Origin of the sequence: Streptomyces sp. CB03234 (genome assembly GCF_001905885.1) — a bacterium.
In the GTDB taxonomy this organism is placed as follows: Bacteria; Actinomycetota; Actinomycetes; order Streptomycetales; family Streptomycetaceae; genus Streptomyces.
Window position 1 is genome coordinate 167229 of the sequence record NZ_LIYH01000001.1, and the last position, 24357, is coordinate 191585.

A 24357-nucleotide genomic window follows, 5' to 3' on the forward strand; every position below is an offset into this window, starting at 1 on the left:
TGCGAGTGCGACTCCCGTACTGGGCTGCCTGGTTCTCTGAACTCGGGGCGTGGGCCGGGCACATGGCCATGGAGGGGATGCATGGCGTCATCGCGCTCTCAGCCCCCGCACGTGAATACGCCAGTGTTCTCGTCGGATGCGGAGTTGTGCATGCAACCTTCCGCCCACAGCTGAACGCCTCCTCGGCGGGCTCTCAATTCAGCAACGCCGCCAAGCTTGCGCCAGGGCGGCACGCCGTACGGCTCGTACCGGTGCAGAACCGCACAGCGTTCGTTGGCATCCTCAACCAGGCTGTCAGCAAGCACAATCGCGAGGGCTTCAACGTCAGTGGTGGCTGGTTCCCCGCCGACCGCTACCGCATCGACGTTCTTCAGTGGCCAGATGACCCGAAGGACTTCGTAGGCCAAAGCCGCGTTCGTGAGGAAATCAGCGTCCCAGAGGGGACGACCGGGCTTCTGCCTGGTCCGGCCGTCGATTTCTACGGGTTCAGCTCTCTTCACTGCGCCATCGTCTGCAGCAGCTCTGCCGTCCAGCAGGAGTGTGAGGTTCTGGTTGCTGCTACCAACAAGGAACAACCTGTGTCTCTCGGCTCCTTGCTCCGGCCCCGCACGGTGCACGACACGGCTCGCCAGTTCCGGAGCGTGCTCCTGCCGAGTCGGGAAGACCCGGATGACTACCGGGGCCTGGTGCGCTCCCGGAAGCCAAAGGTCGCCGTTCTAGATGGTGCGGCTACGGTGTCCCGCTGGCTCGGTGCTGCACTGGCACCGCTCACTGTAGGGGTCATCGAGCGCACGGCACCTTCAGCTGAAGCGGCGGCCGACGCACTCGACCGCCACCGGGCGCGAAGTCTGCGGGATCTGCCGCTTCCCGTGGACCTGGCTCAGGTCCCTGCGGGGATCGAAGTGCTTGCCTGGCAGAGCAGAGGCGGAACCGCATGACGGCCCTCCAGGAGATCAACCAGGTCTACTCCTGCGCCTTGGAATGTGAAATCTGGGACCAGCCGGTCCACCATGCCGCCGCGCGAGTGTTCGTCCTGGCTGCGACCCGCTTCCTCCGAGCGCTCGGTGAAGCGCAGGATTCCGAAGTATGGAGAAAGCCAGCCTCGGTCCTGCGCCGCTGCCGGAGACTGGCGTGCACGGTGCCCCTTCCATCAGGCCATCCGGTCCTCCGGTTCGGCGAGAGCGCCCACACTCTGGCAACTGCTGCGGCCCGTCTGGAGGGCATTGCGGTCTCTGGACACATCGAAGGCCTGCTGGACGCGACAGCGAGCCTCCAATGCTTTGTCGAAGAAGACGCAGATCCGCTCGGTGACTGTGCGCGAGACTTCCTCTCCCTGGACGAGCCGCACGACAGCATCGTCATCCTGGCGGACCGCGTCTTCACGAGTGTGGTCGCTACATCCATGGCGGAGAACAACGTCTCTGTTCACGTGGGCACTCATGCTGAGATGGCTGGGCGCAGAATCTACAGCTCTGCTGTAGTCGTCGGCTCCCCGACCTGGATCCGCCCAGGCCTCCTCAACGCCCCCCGGGCGAAGAATCTCGCGCTTGTCCACCACGACGTATTCCGCGAGGCCCCAGAGGTACTAGCGCTGCTGCCTCATCCTGCTGTCAGTGCGCAGGTCACCCGTGCCGTCAAGAGGTCAGAACCCTTCCGGTCGGGTCTGTCGCAAGCGCCTGGTCAAGAGGCTGTTGATTCCAAGCAACAAGCAGGCTCGGACAGTCTGCTCTTCGCGGAAGAGTGCACGCCAGCCGAGGAGATCAGGGCGTCGTTTCCCCAGTGTTCTTCAGACAACCAACGTCGCAGTGTCCGCGATCAGGCTGAGGCCCATGCGGCCGTACTCGCTGACGGCTCCCACGTCCTTTTGCCGACGGACCCGGCCGCCCGGATTCTGGTGCTACGGATGGACGATCCCGTCGGCATCCGTGTCGAACAGGTCTCTGCGTCGACGGTGGGACCGGGTGATTACTTGGCCCTGCGTCACCGGTCTCATCATCAGGACCTCATGGACCGGGCCGACGCGATCCTCGGCCCGGACGCCGCCCGGCTGCGGGCAGTGCAGGCTGAGTGGAAGGAGATGCTCTGGCGGCGGACCGAGGAGCACCCGCGCGGACTGCGGGGAGTTGCTGCTGAGCTACGCAGCCGGGGAGCCGTCACTGCCAACGTCGGCTACTGGGTGGGCAGCTGGTGCATCCGCCCCCGAAGCAAGGACGACTTCGCCGTCGTCCTGAGATACCTGGCTGCCGGCGCTGACGTGGACCAGGTCTGGGAGCAGCTGCGCCGCGTCGACAGCGCGCACCGCAGTGCGGGCCAGCGGTATGCGGACGACCTCCAGCGCGCTCTGACAGATGCCAGCTTGGAGCTGCTGTCCTCTGCGGGCTGGTGCACAGCCAGCCCCACCGGATCAGACAGTCCGACACTGATTGCCCGGATCGATGACGTCCTCCCCGGCACCATGAACGTTCCGCTCCACGCCCTGTGCCGTCATCGCACAACGGAGGACTACTGATGGCCCGCATGATTCCTCCCGCTTATGATCCGCAGACCACGAGCCCAGGTGAACGCGAGGTCTTCGAGCGCCTCCGTGATGACCCCGATACCGAAGGCTGGATCGTCCTCCACTCGCTGGGGATCGCTGCCCACCCCAGGCAGATTCAGGGAGAGGCTGATTTCGTGGTTCTCGTCCCAGGCTCAGGCATCGTCTGTCTGGAAGTGAAGTCACACACGTCGGTCAGCCGCCTCGCGGACGGCAAGTGGCAGTTCGGGAGGCATCAACCGGAGATTCGAGGCCCGTTCAGACAGGCGGACGAGGCCCAGCACGCGATAGCCCGCCAGCTCAGAAAAACCAGTCCGGCACTGCCAGCAATCCCCATTACGTCAGCTGTCTGTTTCACCCATGCCCGCTTCCAGGTGGCCAACCCGACCGAATGGCACTCGTGGCAGTCCATTGATACGGTCGCATTCCACCGGCAGCCGATATCGTCCCTCATGCTGGGCGTCTTGAGACGCCATCGTCAGCATCTCGCGGGGACGCCAAGTGCCCAGTCCTGGTTCTCCCCATCCTCTGTGGAACCAACTGCCGCGACATGCGCACGAATGAAGGAAGCGCTGCGGCCTTCCTTCGAATTCGCCGAGCCTCCAAAAATCCGGCGTCACCGTAGGGACGCGGAAGTTACTCGCTTTACCGAGCAGCAGTTCCAGCTACTGGACATGATTGCTGAGAATCCCCGCTGCATCGTCAAGGGGGCAGCCGGCACCGGCAAGACCTTCATCGCGCTCGAGGCTGCGCGGAGACTCGCTGCTGGTGGTGCACGTGTACTTTTCTGTTGTTTCAACAGCCTTCTCGGCCAGTGGCTTCGAGAGGAGACCCAGAGTGATGGACGCATCACTGCGGGGACACTTCACAGCTACATGGGCAAACTAGCGCCGCACAATGCCCATCGACGTAGTGACGACACGTTCTTCACCGAGGTGCTCCCGGATCTTGCCCTCGGCGCCTTGCTTGAAGGATCCCAGCAGTCGTTCGACGTTGTGATCGTTGACGAGGCGCAGGACGTCATGCTGGACGCCTTCCTCGATGTCCTGGACGCATCAGTCCGGGGTGGGCTCGGCAGCGGAAGATGGCTGTTTTTTGGTGACTTCTGTAACCAGGCAATCTTCGACTCCGGCTTTTCCGGTATCGGGGTGCTGCAGGCCCGCATAAGCAGTGCTGCTTCCTTCACGCTCACCGCTAATTGCCGCAACGTCCCCTCCATTTCCCAGTACGTTGAGGCGACCTCACGCCTGGAGCCTGGCTACAGCGGCACACTACGTGCGGAGAACGGGCGCGAAGCGATGCGGGAATGGTGGACGACACCTGCGGAGCAGGATCAGATGTTGATCAAACACCTCGCCAGGCTTCGTGCGGACTTCGCCCCTGACGAGATAGTCGTGCTGTCGCCTCGTGGCTCGGGAAGTGCGGCAGAACTGTGCGCGGACGCTCGCTGGTCGCGAGTGCTCACGCCGTTCACCAAGGCAGGGCAAAGGTCCATCGGATATGGAACAGTCCACTCCTACAAGGGCCTGGATGCTGGGGCGGTCATCGTGACGGACATCGAGGAGATAAAGGATGAACGGAGTGAAGCCCTCTTCTATGTTGCCTCCTCAAGGGCTCGCGACGATCTCACCATCATTGCCCGGGATACGGCGCGACCTGATTTCCGGCGACTGGTGCTAGGAGAGTGACAGTGCCCGAGAGCGACCGGACAGCTGGCCGCGACCAGATCATTAAGGCTCTGAGAGAAGAACTCCTGGGCCCGGCACCTGCCGGGGATCCTCTGCCCCTGGTCTTCAAGACCAGGGAGGACTCTTACGGGCCCTGGGTCAGCGCGTCTACGGGAGAGGAGATTCTGGAACGCAGCCCTCTGCTCAGGTATGGCGTCGGTGTTCTGTATCCAGCGAGTGCGGTGACCGGGTCTGGCATGGCTGACCAGTCCATCGTGCCGGGTCTCACTGCCGAGGAGACGGAAGGGCCGCAGACTGGGGCGTGGGAAGGGCCGGCGTCTGGTCTGCGCGCCGACTCCGATGACGCTGACTTCGAGTTGTCGGGAGCCAACGAGCGCAGACCCACAGCCATGGGTATCTCGCTGCTTCTGGCGGACAACCCCGGGATGGGGCTGAAAGTCGAAGTAGAGGGCGGCCGGTACGAGCCCACCCCGGTCGACGTTCCCGGCAGTGTTCCGCGTACATGGTGGACCCGCGTCCCCGTGAAGGCAGTGTGGCACCTGGAGGCCGCCCACTTGCAGCAGATTCCAGCTCTCCACCGCGAGCTCACTCCTGTGGGCAGTGAGTCTTCCGGACTGGGCGGCCTCGACCTCCGGCTCACCGTAAATCTGCGGCGTCACGAGGCAGGAGTGCTCACCACGGTGGCAGTGGTGAACCGCTCGGCACCAGGCGGCAAGGCAATGGATGCGGCCTGTCTCTTCCAGAGTGAGATGACGGCGACACCCCAGAACAGCTGGATCGCGCCCTACCCGGAAGCTGACGCTACTGGAGCACACCCCGATGATGCTTCCTTTCAGCTCATCTACAGGCATGCTCAGACCTACGCCGTCGGACACGGCTGTGCAGCCGATTGGGGAGATGCCGATGCTGAGGGGCGCTCTCAGTGGGCGAAGGCAGATCCGCTCCCGGAGTACGAAGCGCCGAGCATTACACCCGATATCGTCCTGGAGGACGGCACCGCACTCACCGTCTCGATGGCGCAGCTGGCGGGAACCGAGCCCGGTGGCATGGCCCAGCTTGAGCGGGTCCTCGTGGAGTACGAGGCATGGATCGAGAAGCGCAAGACACAGGCGGCAGCGCTCGAGGGAGCGTATCGCCTCACCGCAGAACGGCACATCGCTGACTGCACCAGGGCGCTGAAACGCATGCGCGAAGGCCTGGAACTGGTCCGCGACCCGCACAGCCTCACCGGCCGTGCTTTCCGCTTGGCGAACGCCGCCATGCTCAAGCAGCAGCTGCGGTCCGGAGCCAGCCTCCGTACTACCGAGTTGGTCGACGGGCGCCTTCATGTGTCCGGCTCCCAGCCTGACGAAAAAGCCGCAGCGCAAGAGCGCGGCAGGTGGCGTGCTTTTCAGATTGCCTTTCTTCTCGCGGCCATTCCTTCAACCGCCGACACATCTCACCGGGATCGCTCAGCAGTCGAGCTGATCTTCTTCCCGACGGGAGGAGGCAAGACGGAGGCGTACCTGGGCCTTTCAGCCTTTGCGATGCTGCTCCGCCGACTACAAGACCCGCAAGATGCCGGTGTCACCATCCTTATGCGTTACACCCTCCGGCTGTTGACGGCGCAGCAGTTTCTCCGTGCGGCTGGACTGGTCTGCGCGCTTGAGGAGCTGCGGGAGAGGGAGGCGGGGCTGGGCTCCGAACGTTTTTCCATTGGCATCTGGGTGGGTGGCGATTCGACACCGAACAGCAACAGCGATGCGATCTCCAAACTGAACGCCCTAGGCAGAGAGGGGGGCGACAACCCCTTCCTGCTTCTGCGATGCCCTTGGTGCGCTGCGCAGATGGGGCCGGTGAAGAGCGTGGAAGGCGCCGGCACGGCAGCTGGTGGCCGAATCCGGGGCACACGCGGGGGATCAGCAAGGAAGAAGAGACAGAACACCGTCGCCGGATACGAGGCGTATGGTGGGCGCGTTGTCTTTCTCTGCCCGGATGCTGAGTGCAGGTTTTCTACCTACGAGCGGCCTCTGCCGGTCTATGTGGTCGACGACGACGTGTACAAGTACCGCCCATCGCTAGTGATCGGTACTGTCGACAAGTTTGCCCAGCTTGCCTGGAAGCCCGAGGCACGGGCACTCTTCGGCATCGGACCGTCAGGGAGGCGCGACTGCTCGCCTCCGGGGCTGGTCATCCAGGACGAGCTGCACCTGATCGCTGGCCCACTCGGTTCGATGACCGGGCTGTATGAAGGACTCATTGAGGAACTATGCACCGACCGGCGAGGAGCAGCTCCCGCTCGGCCGAAGATTGTTGCTTCGACGGCAACCATTCGTCGTCATGAGGAGCAGATCCGCTCGATCTACGCGCGGGAAACCGTGTACCTCTTCCCGCCTCACGGACTTGACGCGGCAGACTCCTTCTTCGCGGTCTATGCCCGGGACCGTGAGAGCGGCAAGCTTCTTCCAGGACGGCGGTACATCGGTATCCACGCCCCCGCGCTCGGATCCATGCAGACCAGCCAGGTACGTACCTTCGCTGCGCTGCTGCAAGCTGCCAAGGACGCTCCCGAAGAAGAAGCGCAGGATCCTTGGTGGACTCTGATGGCGTTCTTCAACGGCCTCCGCGAGCTGGGCAACTCCCTGTCGCTTATGCAGTCTGACATCCCGGACTACCTCAAAACGATCAACAACAGGTCCAGCTCGGACCGCACGGCAGTCCGTTATCTCAACCGTGTGGAGGAGATGACGAGCCGGCTCCGGCAGGACCAGGTCCCAGAGGCGATGGAGAAACTTGCGCGAAAGGCTAAGGATGGCAACGCAATCGATGTGTGCCTCGCGTCCAGCCTGATCGAGGTGGGCATCGACATCGACCGCCTCTCCCTCATGACAGTGGTGGGCCAGCCTAAGAGCACATCGCAGTACATTCAGGTGACGGGACGCGTCGGCCGGAAGTGGAGCCAGCGGCCTGGCCTGATCGCCACTCTCTATGGTGCTGCCAAGCCGCGGGACCGAAGCCACTTCGAGCGTTTCCGCAGTTATCACCAGCGGCTGTACGCACAAGTCGAGCCGACGAGTGCCACGCCCTTCGCGCCACCGGCCTTGGACCGCGCCCTGCATGCGGTCGTGGTGGCGTACATCCGTCAGACGTCCGAGCAAGGTCTGCGGGTGTTTCCCTTCCCCGCCGAGAAGTTTGAGGAGGCGGTGCACCTGCTACGGGCCCGGGTCGCTGTCTGTGATCCGGGTGAGGAAGGGCGCGTGGTTTCAGTCCTGAACAGACTCCGTGCGGAGTGGGGGAACTGGCAACCAGTCGAGTGGGGCGCTCCTGGTGGACCCGCTGCCCTCGGCAGTCTCATGAGGGCAGCGGGGCACTATGCCGACGGCACGGTGGGACAGACGACGTGGCCCACGCCAACTTCCATGCGGGGGGCCGATGCCGAGTGCCAGACCGAGATCACCATGCAGTACGCGATTGAAGGAGCACGACAGTGATCCGCGGAAAGGTGCGGCGTTCTCAACTCGTGGCCCCTTTCGGTCCTGGGGCTATGCAGGTACTCGCGGACGGCACCTCGGTCATTACCGCAGGGCTCGACCACTGGTTCGTTGCTGGGGAGAGGCTGGATCAGGAAGAGTTCCGGGTCCATGAATGGCGGCTAGAGCGCCATCTTGGGGTTGAGGGCCTGTACACGCCGCCGGACTATCGCATCGCTTTCGGGTCAACGGCCGACCAGTACAACACGAAGCTCCGGGTTCCGGTCCTCCGCTTTCCTGCCTGGAGTTTTTGCCCCAGGTGCCGCGCTCTGACCCGGGATCCACTGAACATCCAGGAGCGTCCCCGCTGTAGCAACCCTGCCTGTCCGAAGCCCAACGCATCCTGGTCCCCGTTCCTGGCGCAGGTACCCTTCATCGCCCTGTGCGAGCGCGGTCACCTCCAGGACTTTCCGTGGGAGGAATGGGTCCACAGGTCAGCCAGCCCCAGTTGCCGTTCCCCTCGACTGTCCCTGCGCACATCGGGCGGAGGCACTCTGGCTTCGCAGCGTGTCGTCTGCGAAACGTGCACGAAGGAACGGAAGCTTGAAGGCATCACCTCGGTGGAGCGTCCGAGCCACGAGCGTGAGGACGAAACCACGTATCTGACGGCCCATCTGGAAGAAGGAACCGAATTCTCCTGTCGGGGCGCTATGCCGTGGCTCGGACTGGAGAGCGGTGAGCCTTGCGGGGCGCCGCTCCGAGGGAGTCTTCGTGGCGCATCCAACGTCTACTATGCGCTGGTCAAGAGCTCCATCTTCATTCCCGAAACATCCTCGTCAGGAGTAGAACCCGATGTGCTGGCCGCCCTTGAGGAGCAGACCATCGCACGAGTTCGGGCGACAGTCCGTGACGTCCTGGATGACGGAGAGGTCCTGACCGCGAAGCGGCTGAGGAGAGGGGCGAAGAAGAACGCGTTCCGGCTGGAGAAGTTCACGGACGAGCAGATCGATGCAGCTCTCGCTGTCTTGGAGAACGGTCCGTCTCCCGTCGAGTTGCAGGACGAGAAGGCGGCAGACCAGGCACCGTTCCGGTATGAGGAGTACAGCCGTATTCGTGACACCATTGAATCGGCAGAACTGGTGGTCCGGAAGCCAGCGCGGGACTATTCCCCGGATGTCAGCCGCCTGGTGTCACGAGTGCGGCTTGTGGAGAAGCTGCGTGAGACCCGCGTCCTGTGGGGCTTTAACCGGATTTTCGCCGAGTCGTCCGCCCACGACACTGCCAGCCGCATGGCTCTGCTGCGTCGACAGCAATCCGGGGCAGCAGAGTCGTGGCTTCCTGCCTACACGGTGCTCGGCGAAGGTATCTACCTGGAACTGAATCCGAAGCTCCTCGCGGAATGGGAGGCCAGACCTGAGGTAGGGAAGCGGCTGATCTCTCTTGCCCAGCGGTTCCACTTGGTTGCTCTGGAGCGCCACCTTGCTGAGCGGGAGGTGTCTCCCCGCCTGGTCTTGCTGCACACCCTCGCCCACCTGCTCATCAACCAGCTCACGTACGAGTGCGGCTACAGTTCGGCCTCGCTCCGAGAGCGCCTGTATGTGTCGCCGGGCGCTGACGGGATGAATGCCCTACTCATCTATACGGCTGCCGGAGACTCGGAAGGAACGCTGGGTGGCCTTGTACGTATGGGTGAGCCTGAACGCTTCGAAGCAGTGCTGAAGAACGCGGTAGCGAACGCCCGTTGGTGTTCATCTGACCCGGTTTGCATGGAGAGCCGGGGGCAGGGGCCGGATTCGTGCAACCTCGCGGCCTGCCACAGCTGCGCTCTGTTGCCCGAAACAGCGTGTGAGGAGTTCAATCGGTTCCTCGACCGTGGACTGGTTGCTGGGACCCTGACGGACCCCGGGCTAGGGTTTTTCAGTGGGCTCACCTGACTGACCCGAGTCCAGGTTCCGAGCTCGGCCGTAACCGAGGCCGCCCCGGTAACAGAGACGGGGTGTCTCTCCAATGCTGCGGGCGGCCCGTGCGGGACGCACTCAGGGTGTGCCGGAGACGCGCAGTGCCCTCATTTCCGCCCGCAGCACGGCTGGCGTACGCCACGATTCCCCCGCGTAGCTTCTGTGGCACATGCGGTGGCAGTTGGCGCAGAGGAAGGCGAGGGCATCCAGTGTGGTCTCACTAGGGCCTGCCACGTGAAGGGGGGTGACGTGGTGGACCTCGATGTAGCCGTCACCCAGGTTTCCGTATGCTGCGCGGAAGTCGAACGCGCACACCTCACAGCGGATTGCGCGGCCCAGCATCCGAGCCTCCTTGATCTTGCGGTCCCTGAGTCCGCGATCGCGTTCGCGGTAGAGCGCCCAACGGGCGAGCAATCGCCCTTCACGTGCGCTGGTCGCGCCGTCGTCGCCATCCTCTTCCGGCTGTGCTGGGATCAGGTGAAGCTGGCCGGATGTGACTCCGGCGCGGAGGGCTTCTGCCGCCGCGCGCATGTCGTCGGGGCGTGTGAGGAAGTCCATGACGACTGCCTCGGTAAGGCGGCCTCCTTTTGTGCGAGCGCCTGCGTACTCAGGGTGAGACGTCATGATGTCTGTGGTCTTGCGGCTGACGCTGTTGGACGACCGGAATCGGGCGTCACGGGCGGCTGCACCTGTGTGAAGAGGGAGGGCACGCAGCACTTCAGACAACTCTGTGACGCGGACGTCGTGCTGACGTAGCTCGCGCCAGCCGTTCTCCATGACCAGGGCGCAGGCCAGCAGGAGCTCGTCCCTGGCCCAGGGGATCCTCGACATGGGCAATATCGTATGCATGTTCGCCCGTGTGCGGCAGTGTATGGAGCGGCTCATGGGATGCCGCACACTTAGGGAGGTCCAATTGTCAGTGGGGTCTGTCACCCTCTGTGATGACTGGTGGTACAGGACGCCAGCGGGGTTCGGGTTGAAGGAGGGTGCATGACCAGCACTGAGGCGGAGTTCACATCCATCGAGATCTGCGCCGGAGCCGGGGGCCAAGCAATCGGCCTGCATGAAGCAGGCTTCAGGCATCTAGCGCTTGTCGAGATCGATCCGCATGCTGTGGGAACGCTGCGGCAGAACATTGCTCTGCGGGAAGACTGGGCTTGGGAGAACGAACACTGTGATGTTCTGCCGCCCACAGACGTTAAATCCTTCGACCCGCACGCTGACCTCAAGAAGAGCGGTGAGCTGCTTCGGCGGCACGGTCTGGACCTGCTCGCTGGCGGCGTGCCATGCCCGCCGTTCTCGCATGCCGGCAAGCAACTTGGCAGGGACGATGTGCGTGATCTTTTCCCGCGGATGCTTGAGCTCGTGGAAGCTCTGAATCCGCGGGCAGTCATGATCGAGAACGTCCGCGGGATCATGGACCCGAAGTTTTCGGATTACCGGGATTGGATCATGGCTCGCCTCCAGGGCGGGGAGTACACAGAGGAAGACGGATCGAGAGCACGGCTCGCGGGGCTCGGCTATACCGTCTGCAAGTGGGATGTTCTGGAAGCCAGCGATTTCGGGGTGCCCCAGCTGCGTCCGCGGGCAATTCTCGTTGCCATCCGCGATGACGTGCTGAAGGACCTGAAGTACGAGTGGCCCTCACCCACGCATGAGGATCCGGTCAGCGTGGCTGAGGCCCTCAGAGACACGATGTACCAGCGATACAAGCCATACTTCGAAGGTGTGCACGCGGAGCGGGCAGAGGCGGCCTACAAGCGCTGGCTCCAGAAGGCAACAGAGCGTGACGCCGAACTCAAGGGCAAGGGGGGCGGCATCGCACCCACGCTTGTCGGCGGGTCCAAGAAGCATGGCGGAGCAGACCTCGGGCCCAGTCGGGCCAAGGCCGCCTGGAAGCAGCTTGGCGTCTCTGGGCTTGGCGTCGCCAATGACGAGAAGGTGTGTGCTCTGAAGGAAACTGAGGAGCGAGACCTGTTCGGTGCCGATGGGCCCATGCTCACAGTGCAGCAGGCCGCGATTATTCAGGGATTCCCGGAGGACTGGCGGTTCACCGGAGGGAAAACAGCACAGTACCGACAGGTGGGTAACGCCTTTCCGCCGCCGGTTGCTGCCGCTGTTGGCAGGTCGATCATCGAGGTACTCAAGGCTGCCCGTGAGCGGGACCAGAACGAGAGCTGATCAGCCTTCTGCGTCTTCTCGCCCGGGGCGGCTGCGTCGCAGTTGGACCTCCGCAGCGATGCGCTTCGCGCACTCGACGGAGGCTTCGTGTTCCCAGAACCGAAGCACTGTCCAGCCGGCCTCGGCGAGACGCCGATCAGTGTCCCGATCCCGGGCCATGTTCCGGGCGACCTTGTCGGACCAGTAACCGGGGTTCGTCCTCGGCGGTACGTAGTGCTCAGGGCATCCATGCCAGTAACAGCCGTCGATGAAGACGGCTACCTTCGCTGGACGGAAGACGATGTCCGCCGTCCGGCGGAGGTCAGGGAGGGGCCTGGCTGCCACCCGGTACCGCAGCCCTTGGGCATGAAGCAGACGCCGGATCACCTGCTCTGGCTTGGTGTCCCGGCTACGGATCGCCTGCATGTTCCGGCGTCGTGCAGCGGAAGACGCCCACGAACCTTCGGGCGGCGTCCAAGCCTCTTGTTGCTCCATTGCCTCTTCCTGCTCATTGCAGCGTTACCCGGAGGCCGTCTTCCTGGTGTCGGGTAGAAGAGGTGCCAGCTCGACCGGGTCTTCGTTGCTCGCCGCGACCCAGTACCGGCCATCGAGGAAGACGCGCGGCCTACCTTCATGGTGCGGTTTGGCCTCGGCAACGCGGACGCTGACGTTCTCACCCTCTTGTGGTACTGGCAACTCTAGCTGCCGTGCCACGGCTTGATGGTTTGGATAGTCCCCGCAGATCAAAATTCCTTCGGCACGAAGCTTGTCCCGGGCGCCTCCGGCGCCGCGAACCCGCTTCATGTAGTCCTTCTGCTGAGCCAGCGTTCGCACCACCGTGCGGCTTACCCGGCGCTTCTGCACGCGGCGGAACAGCTCGCACACCCTCGCCTGCCCAGCACTGCGCCGGGAGTCGGAACCTGCAGCCAAGATCGCCGCCTGGGTTTCCTTATCGATGTGCAGGAGCAGGTTCTCTTCCAGCGGCTGCCTTTCCCAAATCCAGCAGACAAGCGACCTGTGTGCCCTGGTGAGCTGAAATTTACCGTCGCGATTCCCCTTCTTTGTGATGTTGTTGCTGGTGGTGAGCTTGGCGCGATTGGCGCGGAGAAGGCCGGCGCTCCACTGCCCCGCGTGATCATCGGCCCAGACAACGAGGCAGATTTCGTCCAGAGCCTCTGGCGGGATCATCCAGCCGTACAGCTTCTGAGAGAACTTGCAGTCGACCTCGATCCCCTCGATCAGGTAATCCATGTCGATGCCGCTGGCCAGGTTGAACTCCCGCAGCAGATTGATTTCCACCAGAGTCCCCGCATGGGTCTTCTCGGTCTTATGCAGCTCATTCCAGTCAAAACGGCCGGTGTGTTCACCATCGAGGAGTTGATCTATGGTGCCGCGCAGCACCCGTGCGAAGCGCTCGCCGTCCGGATCAGCGTCCAGCCACCACTGCCGCACCAACATGAGCTCTGGATCGTCCCAGACGCCGGGCAGGGAGCTTGGTGCGTCGAACAAGGTCACTCTGTCTCCTTCATGGAACGCAGGACGCGGCACTATTGAGGACTCGCCGCACATCGCGAGAGTTCCAGCCACCTGCAAGCCGGCGCAGGAGTGCCGCCTGCGCTTCCCGCCGGGCGCGGCCTCACGTGGGTGATCAGCCGTTGTCGCAGCCGACGCCGTCGTTGTCGCGGTCGAGGTGGCTGCCGTAGCCGGGGTCTCCGCGGCGGATCGGGGTGGCGCCGACGGCGCGGGCGTCGGCGCAGTTGCTGTAGTAGACGTCGCCGCCGCCGGTGTCGTCGTTCCCGCCGCTGTAGGTGTCGGGGGTGACCGTGGTCGTCGCCGTGACCGTGACGGTTTTGGTGACGGTGACCGTGGGGGCCGGGGCGGCGGTGGGGGTTGCGGTGGCCGTGGCCGTGGTGGTGACGGTGATGGTCGGGGTGGGCTTGGCGGCGGCCGGTTTCGGGGTGTCCTCGGCCGTGGCGGCTCCGCAGCCCGTGCCGATCAGCAGGAGCAGCAGTCCGCCCGCCCAGACGCGCTTCATGCGGTACAGGGGGCGGGCGGTGGGTGGCTGCTGGTACGCGTTGCTCATGGGCGGGCGTCTCCCTCGCACACAGGGACTGGGGCTGTGTGGGGGAACAGGGGCCAGTCAATGGCAGTAGTTAATTGTGAAAGTACTGCACGCGAGGGGTGAAGAGGAGGGGAACGGTCCAATTCCCGGAACGGTCAGATCTGCGCCGTGCCGTGGCAGTCGCCGTACTTCGTGCCCGAGCCGCACCAGCAGGGGGAGGTGCGGGCGGGGGGCCAGGGGGTGGCGCGGCCGCGGGCGGCGAGGGTGGTGGCGTATTGGGGGAGGAGCGCCGCGTTGGAGGGGGAGGTGGACTCGGAGGCCGCGAAGGCTTCGTACGAGGGGACCGTGCCCTGCACGATGCCCAGGTTCGGGGTGCCCGCGGCCGCGAGTTCGCGCAAGGAGGCCTCCAGGTCGGTGAGGTGGGCCTCGTGCGTCGGGTACTCGGACTCCAGCTCCGGGTAGGCGGCCAGCAGCTCGGTCAGCTCGTCGGCCGGCCAGAGCAGGACCGCCACCGGGAAGGGGCGGGAGAGGGCCGTGCGGTACGAGCCGAGCTCGCTGCGCAGCCGGGTGATCTCCGCCTGGAGCTCGGCCGGGTCGGAGGAGCCGAGGGACCAGAGGCGTTTCGGGTCGTGGAGCTCGTCGAGTGGGACCGCGCCCGTGTGGAGGCGGTCCGCCAGGACGTCCCAGTCGTCGTGGCGCAGCCCGAGCAGGCGGCGTACGCGGTGGCGGCCCATGAGGAGCGACTGCGTCGGGTACGGGACCTCGTCCTCGGGGGACGGGACGAGAGTGGTTACGGCGGTGGTGAAGGTCGCCTCGGAGGCCTCCAGCTCGTCGTGGGCCTCCAGCGTCTCCGCGACGATCTCCCAGGCGGCCGGGTCGGCAGGGGGCGTGGCGCGGATGCCGTCGATGATGGCGCGGGCCTCGGCCTCGTGGCCGTACTCCCACAGGTTGGCCGCCTTCAGGGCCTTGACCAGGTGCGGGTTCTCCGGCGCCGGCGTCGCGGCCAGGAGGTCGTCGTACAGCGTCGTCGCGCGAGCGCGGGCACCGGCCAGCTCCAGGTGGGCGGCCGCCTGGAGGAGCAGCGGTTCGCGGTCCTCGGGGTACCGCTCCGCGGTGCGCAGCAGACGCTCGGCTTCGGTGATGTGATCGGCAGGCGTGTCGGGGCGCATGGGGGACACCGTACTGCTGTGCGGCGGGTCTGGTGGGTTGTCGGGCGACCACCTATGGTGCCGCCGTGCGGACGCGGATACCAGTGGTGGTACGGCAGCGGCGGCGCGGATGGCCCGGCGCGTTCGCCCGTGGTGTGTGGGTGGCGGGCGAGCTGGCGGTCACGATCGGGGCGGTTCTGCTGCTGCTCGTCGTCCACCAGTTCTGGTGGACCAACCAGCAGGCCCGCGCCGGCGCCCAGCGGCAGGTCCAGGTCCTGGAGCGGGAGTGGGCGGGGGGAAGGGTGGAGAGGGAGGGGCCTGGTGAGCCTGCGGCTGAGGAAGTCCCGGCGGCTTCGGCGGCTCCCGGGCCTTCGGCTGCGGTGGCTTCCCCGGAGGCCCGGGAGCCGCGCCCCGCGTACGCCGTCCTCCGCATCCCCGCCCTCCGCCTCTCCGTCCCCGTCGCCCGCGGCATCGCCAAGCGCGGCGTCCTCGACAAGGGGTACGTCGGCCACTACCCGGGTACCGCCCCGCCCGGGCAGCCCGGGAACTTCGCCCTCGCCGGGCACCGCAACACCCACGGCGAGCCGTTCCGGTACATCAACCGGCTCCGGAAGGGGGACGAGATCGTCGTGGAGACGCGGGACGGGGTGTTCACGTACGTGGTCGACCGGATGCTCGCGCGGACCTCGCCCCGCGACACGGCCACCATCGCCCCCGTACCCAAGGGCTACGAGGAGCCCGGCTACTACGTGACCCTCACCACATGCACTCCCGAGTACAGTTCGACGTACCGGCTCATCGTGTGGGGGAAACTTCATTCGATGCGGCCACGTTGAGCGGGGAGAGGAAGGGGGAGGTCATGAGCGGTCTTGTCGCGCGGTTGGCGCGCTTCGGGCTGGTCGGCCTCCTGCTGTTCCTCTTCTCCGAGGGTCTGTACGCCGAGGGCGGCGCCCTCTCCGCGGCCGTGGCCCTCGCCGCCGTCGCCTCCGGGCTCGTCACCTGCGCCGTCATCGCCGCGCGCTGCGTGCCCGCCGTACCGCCGACACGGGTGCGTACGGCCATCCGCGACCGTGAGCAGCGGACCGCGTTCCTGCCACAGCGCGATCCCGACGCGTCGGGGAGAAGGCGGCCCCGAGCGCCCGGTCGTCTCGTCGCGACGGCCGCGTAGGGGTTTTCTTCTTCGGTTCCTTCTGCGCGGTTCCGTCATGCCGATGTCAGGTTTTCGGTACGACGAGACCCTCGGAGGGCTCCTTTCCATGTCCGTTTTCGCCTCGCTGGTCGAGCAGCTCGCCGCCCTGCTCCAGCCGCTGTTCCACGGCTCCGCGACCGCCGCCGCCATCGTCCTGTTCACCGTGCTCGTACGGCTTGCCGTGCATCCGCTCTCCCGGGCCGCCGCCCGGGGGCAGAAGGCGCGTACGCGGCTGGCGCCGCAGGTCGCCGAGCTGCGCAAGAAGCACGCCAAGAACCCCGAGCGGTTGCAGCGGGCCGTGCTGGAGCTGCACGCCCAGGAGAAGGTGTCGCCGCTGGCCGGGTGCTTGCCGAGCCTGCTCCAGGCGCCTGCCTTTTTCCTGATGTATCACCTCTTTTCGGGCGGCAGTTTGAGCGGGCACACGCTGCTCGCCGCCCCGCTCGGCGGGCGCTGGACCGACGCCCTGGCCGACGGCGGGGTGTTCGGGGCGGCCGGCCTCGTGTACGGGGCGCTGTTCGTGATCGTCGCCGGTGTCGCCACGTACACGTACCGGCGTACCCGGGGGCAGATGGCCGGCATGGACATGGGCGGGGTGATGCCGGGCGGCATGGCGAAGGTGATGCCGCTGCTGTCCTTCGCGACGATCATCACCGTGGCCGTCGTACCGCTCGCCGCCGCGCTCTACGTCGTCACGAGCACGGCGTGGACCGCCGCCGAGCGGGCGTACCTGTATCGCGAGCCGTCCACGGTGTGAACGGGGTCTTGCGGGGTGATCCGATGTCTTGGAGGATCGACCAATCCTCCGATGGCCGCACTCCATCGGCCGGGGCCTACCTCGACCACAGGGAGAAGACCATGAAGCTGCTGCGCGTCGGGACGGCGGGCGCCGAGCGCCCCGCGCTGCTCGACCAGGACGGGGTCCTCCGGGACCTGTCCGCGATCGTCCCGGACATCGACGGAGCCCTGCTCTCCGACGCGTCCGCGCTCGACCGGGTCAGGGCCGCCGTGGGCGCCGGTGTGCTGCCCGCGCTGGACCCCGCCGGGCTGCGGATCGGGCCGCCGGTCGGGCGCATCGGCAAGGTCGTGTGCATCGGGCTGAACTACCACGACCACGCCGCCGAGACGGGCCAGGCGACCCCCGACGAGCCGGTCGTCTTCCTCAAAGCCCCCGACACGGTCGTCGGCCCGAACGACACCGTGCTCGTACCGCGCGCCAGCCGCAAGACCGACTGGGAGGTCGAGCTCGCGGTAGTCATCGGACGTACGGCCCGTTATGTGGAGTCCGCGGAGGCCGCGCTCTCGCATGTCGCCGGGTACGCGGTCGCCCACGACGTCTCCGAGCGCGAGTGGCAGATCGAGCGCGGCGGCACCTGGGACAAGGGCAAGAACTGCGAGACGTTCAACCCGCTCGGCCCCTGGCTCGTGACGGCCGACGAGGTGCCGGACCCGCAGGCGCTGTCGCTGAAGCTGTGGGTGAACGGGGAGCTGAAGCAGGACGGCTCCACGTCCGACCAGATCTTCCCCGTGGGTGAAGTGGTGCGCTACGTCAGCCAGTTCATGACCCTCTACCCGGGCGACATCATCAACACCGGTACGCCGGCGGGCGTGGCCATGGGCCAGCCGGAGCCGAAGCCGTTCCTGCGGGGCGGGGACGTCGTCGAGCTGGAGGTCGAGGGACTGGGGCGCCAGCGGCAGGAACTCAAGGACGCGTAACGGAAGGAAGGCGGGCCACCCCCCGGGGGAAAGGGGCGGCCCGCCGGTCTGTGTCAGGCGCCGGTGAAGCGTTCCAGGGCCTGGACCACCAGCGCGTGGTCCTCCAGCTGCGGCAGGCCCGAGACGGTGACCGTGCCGATGACGCCCGCGTCCGTGACTGTGAGGGGGAAGGAGCCTCCGTGGGCGGCGTACCGGTCGGGGTCCAGGCGGGAGTCCGTGTCGAAGGACTTGCCCTTCTCGCGGAAGCGGGTGCCGACCAGGAGGGAGCTCTCGGCGTACCGCTCGACGACGCGGCGCTTGCGGTCGATCCAGGCGTCGTTGTCCGCGCTGGAGCCGGGCAGGGCGGCGTGGAAGAGCTGCTGGGTGCCGCGCCGGATGTCGATGGCGACCGGGGCCCGGCGCTCGCGCGCCAGGTCGACCAGGAGGGTGCCGAGCGTCCAGGCGTCCTCGTAGGTGAAGCGGGGGAGGGTGAGGCGGGCCTGCTGCTCCTCCAGCTCCGCGATCGTCGGGGCGGTCACAGCGTCACCGTCACACCGTCGCGGGCCGAGCGGCGCGCCGCCTCCAGGACGTCCAGCGCCGCCGCCGCCTCGTGGGCGGTGACCGGCGGGGGCGTGCCGTCGCGCAGGGCGGCGGCGACCGAGGTGTAGTACGCCGGGTAGTCGCCCGGCAGGGTGGGGACGGGCGCGGTGTCTTCGCCCGCGCCGATACGGCCCCACAGCGGCTCCGGCTCCATGCCCCACCCGGGGCCGGGGCGCTCGCCCGCGCGCAGCGCCGCCTCCTGCGGGTCCAGGCCGTACTTCACGTACCCCGCCCGGGAGCCCAGCACCCGGAAACGCGGGCCGAGCTGGGCGGTGGTGGCGCTGACGTACAGGTGGGAGCGGACGCCGCTCGTGTGCGTGAGCGCGATGAACGTGTCGTCGTCGGCCTCGGCGCCCTCGCGGCGTACGTCTGCCTCGGCGTACACCTGCTCGGCCGGGCCGAACAGCACCAGCGCCTGGTCGACGACATGGCTGCCCAGGTCGTACAGCAGCCCGCCGAACTCCTCCGGCGCCCCCGACTCGCGCCAGCCGCCCCTGAGCTGCGGCCGCCACCGCTCGAAGCGGGACTCGAAGCGCTGTACGTCACCGAGTTCGCCCCGGTCCAGGAGGGCGCGGAGGGTGAGGAAGTCGTTGTCCCAGCGGCGGTTCTGGAAGACGGACAGGAGCAGGCCGCGCTCCTCGGCGAGGGCCGCCAGGCCGCGTGCCTCCACCGCCGTACCCGCGACCGGCTTGTCGACCACGACCGGCAGACCGGCCTTGAGGGCGGCGGTCGCGAGCGGGACGTGCGTCTTGTTGGGGGAGGCGATCACGATCAGGTCCAGCTCACCGGGCCGGGCCCACAGCTCGTCCGGGGACGCGGCGACGCGGACGTCCGGGAACGCGGTACGGGCCTGCTGCTGCCGCTCCGGGTTCGACGTGACGACCGTGTCGAGGGTCAGGCCCTCGGTCGCGGCGATCAGCGGGGCGTGGAAGACGGAGCCCGCAAGGCCGTAGCCGACGAGTCCGACGCGCAGCGGTCCAGTCATGCGTGCCACTTAAGCAACGCTGTTGCCAAAGTGCAAGCGGGCGCGACAATGGGACGGTGAACAGCGATACGGGTGTCAACCTGCCGGCCCTGCGCAGCCACAACGCCGCGCTCGTGCTCAACCTGCTGCGCGCGGCGGGCGAGGACGGGGCCAGCCGGCTGGAGCTCGCCGAGCGCACCGGGCTCACCCCGCAGGCCGTCAGCAAGATCACCGCCCGGCTGCGGGACGAGGGCCTCGCGGTCGACGCGGGGCGGCGCGCCTCCACGGGCGGCAAGCCCCGCACCGTCCTGCGCCTCGTCCCCGGCGCCGCCCACGCCGTGGGCCTGCACCTGGACCGGGACGAGCTCACCGCGGTCCTCGTCGACCTGTCGGGCGTCGTCGTCGCCGCGAGCGTCGTGCCGCTGGACCTCGGCTCGGGCGCCGAGGTGGTCATGGAGGTGGTCGCGGGCGAGGTCGCCGCGCTCGCCACGCGCACGGTGCTCGGCGTGGGCGTCGCCATGCCCGGGCCCCTCGACCACGCGGCGGGCGTCCCGCACCGGGTGACCCGCTTCCCCGAGTGGGACGGCTTCCCGCTGCGCGACGCGCTCGCCCGGCGGCTCGGGCTGCCGGTGGTGCTCGACAAGGACACGAACGCGGCGGCGCTGAGCATCGCCCTGAGCGGGGCGGGCGGCGACTCGTTCGCGTACCTCCACCTCGGTACGGGGCTTGGCGCCGGTCTCGTCCTGGGCGGCGCGCTGTACCGGGGCGCGCGGACGGGCGCCGGGGAGTTCGGCCACCAGACCATCCAGCTGGACGGCCCGGTGTGCGGGTGCGGCGGGCGCGGCTGCCTGGAGGCGCTGTGCCTGGCCGCCGTCGCGCGGGGCGACCTCGCCGAGGCGGCCAGGGTGCTGGGCGCGGGGGCGGCGAACCTGGTCAAGCTGCTGGACATCGACCGCGTGCTGCTGGGCGGGCGGGTGGTGACCGGCGCGGCGGAGCCGTTCGTAAGGGGCGTGCGCGCCGTCCTGGAGGATCGCGCCCGGCGCGGCGGCGACCCCGTGGTGCCCGTGTCCCTCGCGGAGGGGTCGGCCCATCCGGTGGCGGAGGGCGCGGCCCAGCTGATCCTGGGGCCGGTGTTCGGGCGGTAGGCGAGGCGTGCTCGGCGCCCGGCCGGTCCTGTCTCCCACCGGCCCGCAGTCGGCCACCGGCCGGGGTGGGGCCGTGCCCCCTTCTCCCACCGGCCCGCAGTCGGCCGACGGCCGGGGTGGGGCCGTGCCTCCTTCTCCCACCGGCCCGCAGATGGCCACCGGCCGGGATGGGGCCGTGCCCCTGGCTCCCACCGGCCCGCAGTCGGCCGACGGCCGGGGTGGGGCCGTGCAGGGTCGTCCCCGCAGAGGTTGGCGGCGACACGTGGGCTCCCAGCCGGAGAACCCAAGGCCGCCGGCCTTGAGGAGACGAGCCCGGAGGGGCCACGCCCCCCACCCCCCGGCAGGCCACCGACCCGCACCGCGCCACCGGCGGGGGCGCCGCCCTCGGGGCGAACCGGGAACGGGCACCGCCCCGGGGGGAGCCGCCGGAAGGGCACCGCCCCGTCCCGTTGTGCCCACCCGTCCCGCCCCAGCGGGACGACTGCCCACAACGGGGGGCGGCCCACAGCGGGGTGACCCGCAACGGGGGGAGGTGCCGCCCCAGCGGGACGACTGCCCAACGGGGGGAGGTGCCGCCCCGGCCGGACGACTGCCCACAACGGGGTGCGACCCACAGCGGGGTGGCCCGCAACGGGGGGCGGCCCACAGCGGGGTGACCCGCAACGGGGGGAGGTGCCGCCCCAGCGGGACGACTGCCCAACGGGGGGAGGTGCCGCCCCGGCCGGACGACTGCCCACAACGGGGGGCGGCCCACAGCGGGGTGGCCCGCAACGGGGGGGGCGACCCCACCGCGGGGCGACCCGCAACGGGCGCGGCGCCGTACTGGGCGCCGTTGCGCCGAGTGGGCGCATCCCTGGCGCCGTACGGCGGGATGTCGCCGAACCGCCGGTGCGGCGAGGGCGTCGCGTGGGACGTTCTCGGCGTACGACTGTCCACGTCCGCCGCCGAAGGTGCCCCATGCGACTGCGCAACGTCACCGCCCCCCGCGCCGCCGTCGCCGCCGCCGTCGCCGTACTCGCTCTCACCGCGGCGGCGCCGGCCGACGGCACGGCGCCCTTCGAGGCCGCCGCTCCCGACCGGCAGCCCACCTGCGGGAACCCCTCCGCCGCCGACTTCCCGATCCGCACCCGTATCAGCGGCGGCCCCACCGCCTACCGCCCCGGCGGCGGGTTCCACACCTGGAACGTGGAGCTGACCAACACCACCAGCGAGCCCTGCGGCAACATCCACCCCGTCATCGTCTTCACCGACCGCGCCCGCGCCCTGAAGCCTGCCCAGATCCAGCTGGAGTTCTACGAGAACGTCGGCAATGGCCGCCGCCAGTACCCCGTCACCATCGAGCAGACCGACGAAAGCGAACTGGTCGGTGTGCTGGACGACGGCGCCGACGCCTTCCGGGGGTTCGCCGTCCCGCCCGGCCGGACCGTCACCGTGCCCGTCCGCCTCGCCTTCACCTCCGACGCCCGGCCCGACGCGATCACCGCCAACGCCGCGATCGTCCAGCGGCGCGGCGGCGACGGCGACTGGGTGGGCGAGTCGGCCGACTACCGGTTCACGCTCGTGGACGAGGAGCCCGCCAGCGAGTTCGCCGAGGAGCTGCCCAGGACCGGCCGGAACGTCCTGATCGTCGCCGGTGCCTCCGTGCTCGCCTTCCTCCTCGGCGCCGGGACGCTTTCCCTGGCGGGCCGCATCCGGGACCGCAAGGGCTGACCGGCCGCCCGAGCGGACGCCGCGCGTTCACCTCCGCGTTCACGTACGTCTGCGAACATCCCGTCCGTGGACTACGTGAACTACCCCAACGGCCAGGCACCCGGCGCACCCGTCCGCTCCGGCATCCCGGAGCACGGCCGCATCCCCAAGTACTACGCGGTCAAGGCCCATGTCGCGGCGCTGATCGAGGAGTTGGGCGAGGGCCAGGCCCTGCCGGCCGAGCGTGACCTGGCCGTGCGGTACGCGGTCTCCCGCGAGACCGTGCGCCAGGCCCTGCGCGAGCTGTTGCTGGAGGGCCGGCTGCGCCGCCAGGGGCGTGGCACGGTCGTCGCGGGCCCCAAGCTGGAGCAGCCCCTGTCGCTCGCCAGCTACACCGAGGGCGTACGCCGCCAGGGCCGCCGCCCCGGCCGTAACCTCGTCTCGCTCGACCGCTTCCCCTGCCCCGCCGCGCTCGCCGCCGACCTCGGCACCGAGCCGGGTGAGCCGGTCTGGCACATGGAGCGCGTGCTGCTCGCCGACGACGAGCGGGTCGGCCTGGAGAGCACGTACGTCACCGAGGCCAGAGTCCCGCGCCTGGACGCCGACTTCGACCCCGACTCGTCCTTCTACGCCTACCTCCGCGAACGCCTCGGCATCGGCTTCGGTGACGCCGACGAGCGCATCGAGACCGTCCTCGCCACCCCGCGCGAGGCGCTGCTCATCGGCACCCCGCCCGCGCTGCCGATGCTGCTGCTCCACCGCCTCTCCCGGGACACGGACGGCCGGCCCCTCGAACGCGTCCGCACCCTCTACCGGGGTGACCGCTTCAGCTTCACGACGCACCTCGGGGCCCAGAAGTAAGTCACGGGAAGATAACGGGTCTAGGCCAAGCTTGCTGGGGCGTTCACCTTCCCGTCGCCGACCCGACCCACCCGCGCCACCCGCCACCACGACCGTTCCTTCCGTGAGAGTCATCGTCGTAGGAGCCGGCGTGGTGGGCACCATGCACGCCTGGCACGCAGTGGAACGCGGCCACGAGGTCGTACAGATCGAGCGCGAGAGCGAGGCCCGCGGCGCCTCCCTCCGCAACTTCGGCCAGATCTGGGTGAGCGGCCGCGCCGGCGGCGAGGAGCTGGAAACAGCCCTGCGCGCCCGCGAGCTGTGGGAGGGCATCGGCGCCCGCGTCCCGGAGCTGGGCTTCCGGGCCATCGGCTCGCTCACCCCCGTCCGCACGGACCTGGAACTGGCCGTCGCCGAGGCCGCCGTCGCCCGCCCCGATGCCGCCGCCCGCGGCTTCAAGCTGGTCACCACCGACGACGCCCGCGCCATGAACCCCGCCCTCCGCGGCGACTTCCGGGCCGCCCTGTGGTGCGAGCGGGACGCGGCCGTCGAGCCCCGTACCGCCCAACTCGCCCTCCGTGAAGCCCTCCACGCCTCCGGGCGGTACACCTTCCTCCCCGGCCGCGAAGTCCGCGACGTCGTCGGGGACAACGCCGTCCGGGACGACCACGGCGACGTCCACACCGGTGACGCCGTCGTCCTGTGCACCGGCGCGTGGCTCGGCGGGCTCGTCCGCGAGGTCGCCGGAGACATCCCCGTACGCCGCGTACGTCTGCAGATGATGCAGACCGACCCGCTCGACGAGCCGCTGACCACCTCCGTCGCCGACGCCGACAGCTTCCGCTACTACCCGGCGTACGAGTCGACCGCCCTGGAAGCCGGCCAGGACCAGGAGCCGGTCGCCGCCGCGCACAAGATGCAGCTGCTCATGGTGCAGCGCCTCGACGGTGGGCTGACCATCGGCGACACCCACGAGTACGAGCACCCCTTCGCCTTCGACACCCTCGAAGACCCCTACGAGCACCTCACCCGCGTCGTCGAGTCCCTCCTCGGCCGCCCCCTGCCGCCCGTCCGCCGCCGCTGGGCCGGGGTGTACGCGCAGTGCGTCGACACCACCCGCGTGGTCCACCGCCAGCAGGTGCGCGACGGCGTGTGGCTGGTGACGGGCCCCGGCGGGCGCGGCATGACGTGCTCGCCCGCCATCGCCGAAACGACCGCGAACGAACTGGGTTGGTAA

At 68.1% G+C, this 24357-nt stretch carries 21 protein-coding genes; 14 read left to right on the plus strand and 7 right to left on the minus strand.

All coding sequences use genetic code 11. The features are described 5' to 3' along the window. Positions 1 to 62 precede the first annotated feature (62 nt). From AMK26_RS36555 to drmB, 5 genes are all read left to right on the plus strand, one after another. Complete coding sequence (locus AMK26_RS36555) at positions 63 to 938, plus strand: hypothetical protein (RefSeq protein ID WP_158071092.1); 876 nt, start codon at positions 63 to 65, stop codon at positions 936 to 938. Next, positions 935 to 2509: a hypothetical protein gene (locus AMK26_RS00780; protein WP_073750731.1), complete on the plus strand. Its 1575-nt coding sequence runs from the start codon at positions 935 to 937 to the stop codon at positions 2507 to 2509. The genes AMK26_RS36555 and AMK26_RS00780 overlap by 4 nt, the downstream gene beginning before the upstream one ends. Further along, positions 2509 to 4224, plus strand: coding sequence for a nuclease-related domain-containing DEAD/DEAH box helicase (locus AMK26_RS00785; RefSeq protein ID WP_073750733.1), 1716 nt, complete (start codon positions 2509 to 2511; stop codon positions 4222 to 4224). The genes AMK26_RS00780 and AMK26_RS00785 overlap by 1 nt, the downstream gene beginning before the upstream one ends. Positions 4225 to 4460: 236 nt before the next feature. Next, on the plus strand, positions 4461 to 7694 hold the full coding sequence (locus AMK26_RS00790; RefSeq protein ID WP_143608418.1) for a helicase-related protein: 3234 nt from the start codon (positions 4461 to 4463) through the stop codon (positions 7692 to 7694). Between the two features lie 11 nt (positions 7695 to 7705). Further along, a complete protein-coding gene (gene drmB, locus AMK26_RS00795; protein ID WP_073752903.1) occupies positions 7706 to 9607 on the plus strand; it encodes a DUF1998 domain-containing protein in 1902 nt (633 codons plus the stop codon). 102 nt (positions 9608 to 9709) lie between these two features. On the opposite strand, the gene AMK26_RS00800 is transcribed toward drmB, so the two are convergent. Then, positions 9710 to 10462: an HNH endonuclease gene (locus AMK26_RS00800; protein WP_073752905.1), complete on the minus strand. Its 753-nt coding sequence runs from the start codon at positions 10460 to 10462 to the stop codon at positions 9710 to 9712. Positions 10463 to 10621: 159 nt separating this feature from the next. Between AMK26_RS00800 and AMK26_RS00805 the strand changes: the two genes are divergently transcribed. Continuing rightward, positions 10622 to 11812: a DNA cytosine methyltransferase gene (locus tag AMK26_RS00805; protein ID WP_073750737.1), complete on the plus strand. Its 1191-nt coding sequence runs from the start codon at positions 10622 to 10624 to the stop codon at positions 11810 to 11812. Here the strand turns inward: AMK26_RS00805 and AMK26_RS00810 are convergent, their stop codons facing one another. From AMK26_RS00810 to AMK26_RS00825, 4 genes are all read right to left on the minus strand, one after another. Continuing rightward, the gene (locus AMK26_RS00810; RefSeq protein WP_073750739.1) at positions 11813 to 12286 is read right to left on the minus strand and encodes a very short patch repair endonuclease; all 474 of its coding nucleotides are present in this window, start codon (positions 12284 to 12286) and stop codon (positions 11813 to 11815) included. Between the two features lie 24 nt (positions 12287 to 12310). Continuing rightward, complete coding sequence (locus AMK26_RS00815; protein ID WP_073750741.1) at positions 12311 to 13306, minus strand: NaeI family type II restriction endonuclease; 996 nt, start codon at positions 13304 to 13306, stop codon at positions 12311 to 12313. Between the two features lie 133 nt (positions 13307 to 13439). Next, on the minus strand, positions 13440 to 13874 hold the full coding sequence (locus AMK26_RS00820; RefSeq protein ID WP_073750743.1) for an excalibur calcium-binding domain-containing protein: 435 nt from the start codon (positions 13872 to 13874) through the stop codon (positions 13440 to 13442). Positions 13875 to 14008: 134 nt separating this feature from the next. Then, complete coding sequence (locus AMK26_RS00825) at positions 14009 to 15022, minus strand: SEC-C domain-containing protein (RefSeq protein WP_073750745.1); 1014 nt, start codon at positions 15020 to 15022, stop codon at positions 14009 to 14011. A gap of 65 nt (positions 15023 to 15087) precedes the next feature. Here AMK26_RS00825 and AMK26_RS00830 point away from each other — a divergent pair, with 65 nt between their 5' ends. From AMK26_RS00830 to AMK26_RS00845, 4 genes are all read left to right on the plus strand, one after another. Further along, positions 15088 to 15837 carry a class E sortase gene (locus AMK26_RS00830; protein ID WP_073750746.1) on the plus strand — a complete coding sequence of 250 codons (750 nt, stop codon included), beginning with the start codon at positions 15088 to 15090 and terminating at the stop codon, positions 15835 to 15837. A 23-nt stretch (positions 15838 to 15860) separates the two neighbouring features. After that, positions 15861 to 16169: a DUF6412 domain-containing protein gene (locus AMK26_RS00835; RefSeq protein WP_073750748.1), complete on the plus strand. Its 309-nt coding sequence runs from the start codon at positions 15861 to 15863 to the stop codon at positions 16167 to 16169. Positions 16170 to 16257: 88 nt separating this feature from the next. After that, positions 16258 to 16944 carry a YidC/Oxa1 family membrane protein insertase gene (locus tag AMK26_RS00840; RefSeq protein ID WP_073750750.1) on the plus strand — a complete coding sequence of 229 codons (687 nt, stop codon included), beginning with the start codon at positions 16258 to 16260 and terminating at the stop codon, positions 16942 to 16944. A gap of 101 nt (positions 16945 to 17045) precedes the next feature. Continuing rightward, on the plus strand, positions 17046 to 17903 hold the full coding sequence (locus AMK26_RS00845; RefSeq protein ID WP_073750752.1) for a fumarylacetoacetate hydrolase family protein: 858 nt from the start codon (positions 17046 to 17048) through the stop codon (positions 17901 to 17903). 53 nt (positions 17904 to 17956) lie between these two features. On the opposite strand, the gene AMK26_RS00850 is transcribed toward AMK26_RS00845, so the two are convergent. Beyond that, a complete protein-coding gene (locus tag AMK26_RS00850; protein ID WP_073750766.1) occupies positions 17957 to 18421 on the minus strand; it encodes a heme-degrading domain-containing protein in 465 nt (154 codons plus the stop codon). Then, on the minus strand, positions 18418 to 19467 hold the full coding sequence (locus AMK26_RS00855; RefSeq protein ID WP_073750768.1) for a Gfo/Idh/MocA family oxidoreductase: 1050 nt from the start codon (positions 19465 to 19467) through the stop codon (positions 18418 to 18420). Before AMK26_RS00855 ends, AMK26_RS00850 begins: the two co-directional genes overlap by 4 nt. Positions 19468 to 19523: 56 nt before the next feature. On the opposite strand from AMK26_RS00855, the gene AMK26_RS00860 reads away from it, so the two are divergent. The 4 genes from AMK26_RS00860 (at position 19524) to AMK26_RS00875 (ending at position 24357) form a co-directional block, all read left to right on the plus strand. Then, positions 19524 to 20591 (plus strand): ROK family transcriptional regulator, encoded by a 1068-nt coding sequence (locus tag AMK26_RS00860; protein ID WP_073750770.1) that lies wholly within the window; start codon positions 19524 to 19526, stop codon positions 20589 to 20591. A gap of 957 nt (positions 20592 to 21548) precedes the next feature. Next, positions 21549 to 22301 carry a hypothetical protein gene (locus AMK26_RS00865; RefSeq protein ID WP_073750772.1) on the plus strand — a complete coding sequence of 251 codons (753 nt, stop codon included), beginning with the start codon at positions 21549 to 21551 and terminating at the stop codon, positions 22299 to 22301. 75 nt (positions 22302 to 22376) lie between these two features. After that, complete coding sequence (locus tag AMK26_RS00870; protein WP_073752907.1) at positions 22377 to 23141, plus strand: GntR family transcriptional regulator; 765 nt, start codon at positions 22377 to 22379, stop codon at positions 23139 to 23141. Positions 23142 to 23244: 103 nt separating this feature from the next. Next, positions 23245 to 24357, plus strand: coding sequence for a TIGR03364 family FAD-dependent oxidoreductase (locus tag AMK26_RS00875; protein WP_073750774.1), 1113 nt, complete (start codon positions 23245 to 23247; stop codon positions 24355 to 24357).